Raw genomic sequence first — 5,506 nt, 5'->3', positions numbered from 1 at the left:
GCGTTCGGGTGGGCGTCGGCGCGCTGCGGGCCGTCGAAGGTCACCATGCCCCGGGCTCCGACCAGCGACGCGAGCTCAGCGACCTGCACGGCCTGCTGCGGACCCACTGGCTCTGCCCCGCCGCGCGGGTCGCTGGTGACCAGCCACACCGGTAGCCGGGACAACCCGGCGCGGCGCCGACGTACGAGCCGGCGGGCGTCGCAGGCCCACCGTCCGGCATACAGCGCCCCGGCGACGATCACCGCGTCGTAGGACGCCACCTCCCGCACCTGCCTCGCCGGCAACACGTCGGCGTCGAGACCACGGGCCGTCAACGCCAGGCCGATCATCGCGGCCAGGTCGCCAGCCCCGCCACACCCGGTTCCAAACGCCACCAGAGCTCGCGTCATCGCACCCTCCCAACCTCGCGTCCAGGGCCATCGAGGCGGACCGCACGCGATCGACTCGAACCCGTAACCCAGTGGACATCCGAGACGGGGCACACACCATCTGTCGAACGTCACGTCCGCCGGGCCATCCGGACCCGGCCCGACGGGCACGGTCGGACCCCGGCAGGTCGCCGCGGTCCGCCCCGGGGTCACCGGGCGTGGGCGACGGTCGCCCCGGTCACACCCCTGCAGCGGCCGGCGCCGGACAGCCCGGACGGCGACCCGGACGGTCCCGAACGACCCGACCGCCGACGGCCCGAATCGGCGAGCAACAGCCCGGCCCCGGCGACCGCCACCCACACGACCGGACGGCACCGCCGTGCCGCCCGGCACCCGGCACCGGCGCGCGCGGCACTGGTCAGCCGCGCAGCCAGTGGCGGTGGCGGGGGCGCGAGGCCCGCGCCCAGGTGGCGTCGAAGGCGGCCCGGGTGGCGGCGGCGCGGGCGCGCTCGTCCCCTGCGAGCAGACCGTAGGTGAAGGACGATTCGCCGGCGAGGTTCGCGGCGACGGCGAACTCGCGCAGCCGAGTCTGCGCCACGACGCAGTCCTGGTGCTCACCGAGGGTGTCCTGGACCCGCTTCATCTCCTTCGCGAGCTTCGCCGCGTCGCCGCCGTGGACGGCCACCATCAGCTCACTTGCGTAGCGCATCCGCTTCGCGGCCTTGCGGGCGCCGTGGTAGGCCGCATCGCGGTCGGATCCCGCAGTCGCCCGCCGGGCGCGGTCGACCCGCCGGGCGAGCCTGCGGTCCGCCTTGGCGACGAGTTTCCCCAGCACGGTGCCGGCCGGGCGCCGGGCCCGTTCAGTCTGCCCGGCGGCGGCATCGGCGACGAAGGCGAGCAGCGTCTCGACGAAACCGAGGTACTGTGCGCCGCGCAGGTAGGCCAGCGCCTCCTCGCGGCTGCGCAGCCGCTCGCCGAGCAGCGCCTCCTGCAGGCGGGCGGCCACCGGGCCGAGCACCAGGTCGACGGGCTGCCCGGCGAGCTCGCCGGCGAAGCGTGCGAGCTGCACCTCGGCATCGCGGGGCCGGCCGAGCACGTCGCCGATCTCGCGCAGGCCGGCCTCGATCACCGCGGCCCGCTCGGCGTCGAACAGCGGCCGGAAGGTCTGGATGGTGCTGCGCAGCCGCCGGGCCGCGACCCGCATGTCGTGCACGGCCTCCGGGGCGTCGACGCGCACCGCGGGGTCACGGTCAAGCAGCACCGCGGTGTGCTCGGCCAGGTAGGCATGGACGACCCGGGCGGCGCTGTCGGTCGCGGTGAGCCGCGCCGGGCCGGGCTGGACGTCGGGGGCGCCGAGGTCGACGGCGAGGGCGCGTTGCAGCTTCGACGGCGACGGCGACGGCCGCGCACCGGCCCGGTACAGGGCCTTGCTCGCGGCGGGCAGCACGTCAATCCCGGCCGGGTCGAGTACCTCGAGCTCGACCTCCCGCCACCGCGACACGATGGTGCGCTCACCCATCGTTCGCGCGTTGACCCGGTCGTCGGCGACCTCGACGAGGTCGTGGCCGGCGGCGTCGCGCAGCCGCCGGGTGCGCCGGACGGTCGTGATCGACACCACCGGGCGAAGTGACGCCCCTCGCAGCCGCACGGCGAGCAGGTCCAGCAGCTCCGGCGGGATCTGCGACGGTTCGCCGAGCGGACGGCCGATCTCGTCACGGGCCCCGTCGGCGGTGGGGATCTTCAGGTGCCAGCCCTCGTCGGCGCCGCCCTCCCGGCGACGCAGCGTCAGGCTGTTGCGGGCCAGGCGCAGGTCGTCGGTGTCGTAGTAGACGGCGTCGAGGTGCTGTTCGTCGCGGTCGGTGACGGAGGCGACCCTCCGCACGCCGTCGAAGGCGGGCAGCGCGAACGTCTCCTCCACCGCAAACTTCCGCTCGATCTCATGCGTGACTGCCACGATGAGCCTCCATCTAGTGCGATCAGCGCACTGATTCCCTGCCCACGGCCGGGAAACCCTGCCGGCACGGGGTAGGACCGCGCGGCGCCACGCAGGGGTCAGGCCAGGGTGACCCGGTGGGCGCCGGTGTAGAGGTTCATCGAGTCGCCGCGGACGAAGCCGGCGAGCGTCATCCCCGCCTCGTCGGCGAGATCCACCGCCAACGTCGAGGGCGCGCTGACCGCGACGAGCATCGGCACGCCGGCCATCAGCGCCTTCTGCACCAGTTCGAACGACGCCCGGCCGCTGACGACCAGCACCTGCCCGGCCAGCGGCACCAGGCCGTCGCGCGCCGCCGCGCCGATCACCTTGTCGACCGCGTTGTGCCGGCCGACGTCCTCCCGCACGGCCCGCAGCACGCCGTCGGCGCCGGCGAGCGCTGCCGCGTGCAGCCCGCCGGTGGTGGCGAACAGCCGCTGCGCCGCCCGCAGGGCGTCGGGCAGGCCGGTCACCGTCGCCGCGTCGAGGCGCAGCGGGTCGTCGGCGACGGTGAACCGGCTGCGCAGCCGGACCGCGTCGATGCTGGCCTTCCCGCACAGGCCGCACGAGCTGGTCGTGTAGAAGTTGCGGGTCAGGTCGACCTCGGGCAGGGCGACCCCGGGGGCCAGCACCACGTCGAGCACGTTGTAGGTGGGGCGGCCCTCGGCATCGACCGCGCCGTCCCTCCCGACCGCGCCGTCCTGTCCGATCGCGCCGTCCTGTCCGATGCAGTAGCGGATCGATGTCACGTCGGCGGCGCTGCCGATCAGGCCCTCGCCGAGCAGGAACCCCAGCGCCAGGTCCATGTCGTCGCCGGGGGTGCGCATCGTCACCGCCAGCGCCCGGCCGCCGACCCGGATCTCCAGCGGTTCCTCGCCGACCACCGTGTCCGGGCGGACCGCCGTGGCGACCCCGGCCCGGACCCGGGTCACCACGCGCCGCGCGGTCGCCCGCCCCATCAGCGCGGCCCGTCCGACGCTGTGCCCGTCGGCTCCAGCCGGATGACCAGTGACTTCGACGTCGGGGTGTTGCTGCGGGCGGCGGTGGAGTCCAGCGGGACCAGCACGTTGGTTTCCGGGAAGTAGGCGGCGGCGCAGCCCCGGGCCGTCGGATAGGCCACCGCCCGGAAGTTCTCCGCCCGCCTGGGCACCCCGTCGGTCCAGACGCCGACCAGATCGACGTGCACACCGTCGGCAAGGCCGAGCGCGGCGAGGTCATCGGGGTGGACGAACACCACCCGCCGGCCCCGACGGATCCCGCGGTAGCGGTCGTCCATCCCGTAGATCGTCGTGTTGTACTGATCATGCGAACGCACGGTCTGCAACAGCAGGTGACCGGGCGGCACCCGCAGCACCTCGCAGACGTTCACCGTCAACGCCGCCCGCCCGCTCGGCGTCGGGAAGGTACGGCTGTCACGCGGCGGATGCGGGAGCTCGAAACCGCCGGGCGCGGCAAGCCGGGCGTCGAAGTCGCCGAAACCGGGCACCACCCGGGCGATGTGACCGCGGATCCGTCGGTAGTCGGCGGCCAGCCCCGCCCAGTCCACCGAGCCGGCCGAGCCAGCCGAGTCGGCCGCCCGGCGGGTGAGGGTGGCCTCGGCGAGGCCGCAGACGATCGCGACCTCCGAGCGCAGCCCCGCCCCGGCCGGGGCCAGCGTGCCACGGGAGGCGTGCACCATGCCCATCGAATCCTCGACGCTGACCTGCTGCGGCCCACCCGCCTGCACATCGGCCTCGGTGCGCCCCAACGTCGGCAGAATCAACGCCGCCCGCCCCGTCACCGCATGCGAACGGTTCAACGACGTCGACACCTGCACCGTCAACCGACACGCCCGCATCGCCGCCTCCGTCACCACCGAGTCGGGACTCGCCGCGACGAAATTCCCCCCCATGCCGAGAAACACCTTCACCCGGCCGTCGCGCATCGCCCGAATCGTCTCCACCACGTCGTGGCCATGCGCCCGCGGCGGAGCAAAGGAGAACTCGGTGCCAAGCGCGTCGAGGAACGCGTCGGGCATCTTCTCCCAGATTCCCATCGTGCGATCACCCTGAACATTGGAATGACCCCGCACCGGGCACACCCCCGCGCCCGGCCGGCCGATGTTCCCCCGCAACAGCAGGAAGTTCACCACCTCCTGGATCGTCGCGACCGAGTTCGCATGCTGGGTCAACCCCATCGCCCAGCACACCACCACCCGCTCCGCGGCCAGCACCCGACCGGCCAGCTCATCGATCTCGGCAGCGGAAAGCCCCGTCGCCGCCGCGAGGTCCGCATCGGAAAGATGGCTCCGAACATGCCCGGCGAACTCGGCGAAACCGGTGGTGTGCGCGGCCAGGAAAGTATGATCGAGCACGGTGCCGGGGGCAGCGTCCTCCGCCGCCAACAACCGCCGCGACAGCGCCTGGAACAGCGCCATGTCCCCGTTGAGCCGGATCTGCAGGAACTGGTCGGCCAACGCCGTGCCACGCCCCAGCACCCCCCGCGCATGCTGCGGATTACGGAAACGCAGCAACCCCGCCTCCGGCAGCGGATTGACCGCGACGATACTGCCACCGGCCCGCTTCACCCGCTCCAACGCGCTGAGCATCCGCGGATGATTCGTCCCCGGATTCTGCCCCACCACCAGCACCAGATCCGCGGCCTCCAGATCCGTCAGCGACACCGACCCCTTACCCACACCGATCGTCGATGTCAACGCCGCACCCGACGACTCGTGGCACATGTTCGAACAGTCCGGCAGATTGTTCGTCCCGAACATCCGCGCGAACAACTGCCAGACGAACGCCGCCTCGTTACTGGTGCGCCCCGACGTGTAGAACGCGGCCTCGTCCGGGCTGTCCAACGCCGCCAACTCGGCCGCGACGATCCCGAACGCCTCCTCCCAGCCGACCCGGGTGTAGTGATCCGCCCCCGGCGCCTTGTACACCGGCTCCACGATCCGACCCCGGCTCCCCAGCCAGTGCCCCGAACGGCCGGCGAGATCGGACACCGGATGCGCGGCGAAGAACTCCCCCGTCACCCGGCTGCGGGTCGCCTCCTCGGCCACCGCCTTCGCACCGTTCTCGCAGAACTCCACCGCCGAGCGCTCCCCCGGCGCCGGCTCCGGCCACGCGCACCCCGGGCAGTCGAACCCATGATCCTGATTGACCAGCCGCAACGTCCGCAC

The 5,506-nt window shown here is 73.2% G+C and carries 4 protein-coding genes; all 4 read right to left on the bottom strand.

Features of this window, described 5'->3' with window-relative positions; genetic code table 11:
• On the bottom strand, positions 1 to 389 hold a 389-nt coding region (locus NBZ83_RS29740; protein WP_308203841.1), incomplete at its 3' end, for a flavodoxin domain-containing protein.
• Positions 390 to 786: 397 nt separating this feature from the next.
• Positions 787 to 2,322, bottom strand: coding sequence for a CYTH and CHAD domain-containing protein (locus NBZ83_RS29735; RefSeq protein WP_261576277.1), 1,536 nt, complete (start codon positions 2,320 to 2,322; stop codon positions 787 to 789).
• Between the two features lie 98 nt (positions 2,323 to 2,420).
• Positions 2,421 to 3,299 carry a formate dehydrogenase accessory sulfurtransferase FdhD gene (gene fdhD / locus NBZ83_RS29730; RefSeq protein ID WP_261576276.1) on the bottom strand — a complete coding sequence of 293 codons (879 nt, stop codon included), beginning with the start codon at positions 3,297 to 3,299 and terminating at the stop codon, positions 2,421 to 2,423.
• A partial coding sequence (locus NBZ83_RS29725; RefSeq protein WP_261576275.1) for an FdhF/YdeP family oxidoreductase occupies positions 3,299 to 5,506 on the bottom strand: 2,208 nt, incomplete at its 5' end. The genes fdhD and NBZ83_RS29725, both read right to left, overlap by 1 nt.

This window comes from Frankia gtarii (assembly GCF_025403375.1).
GTDB classification, from domain to species: Bacteria; Actinomycetota; Actinomycetes; order Frankiales; family Frankiaceae; genus Frankia; species Frankia gtarii.
Note: the sequence above shows the minus strand (reverse complement) of the source record. Positions and strands in the feature narration are given on the sequence as shown.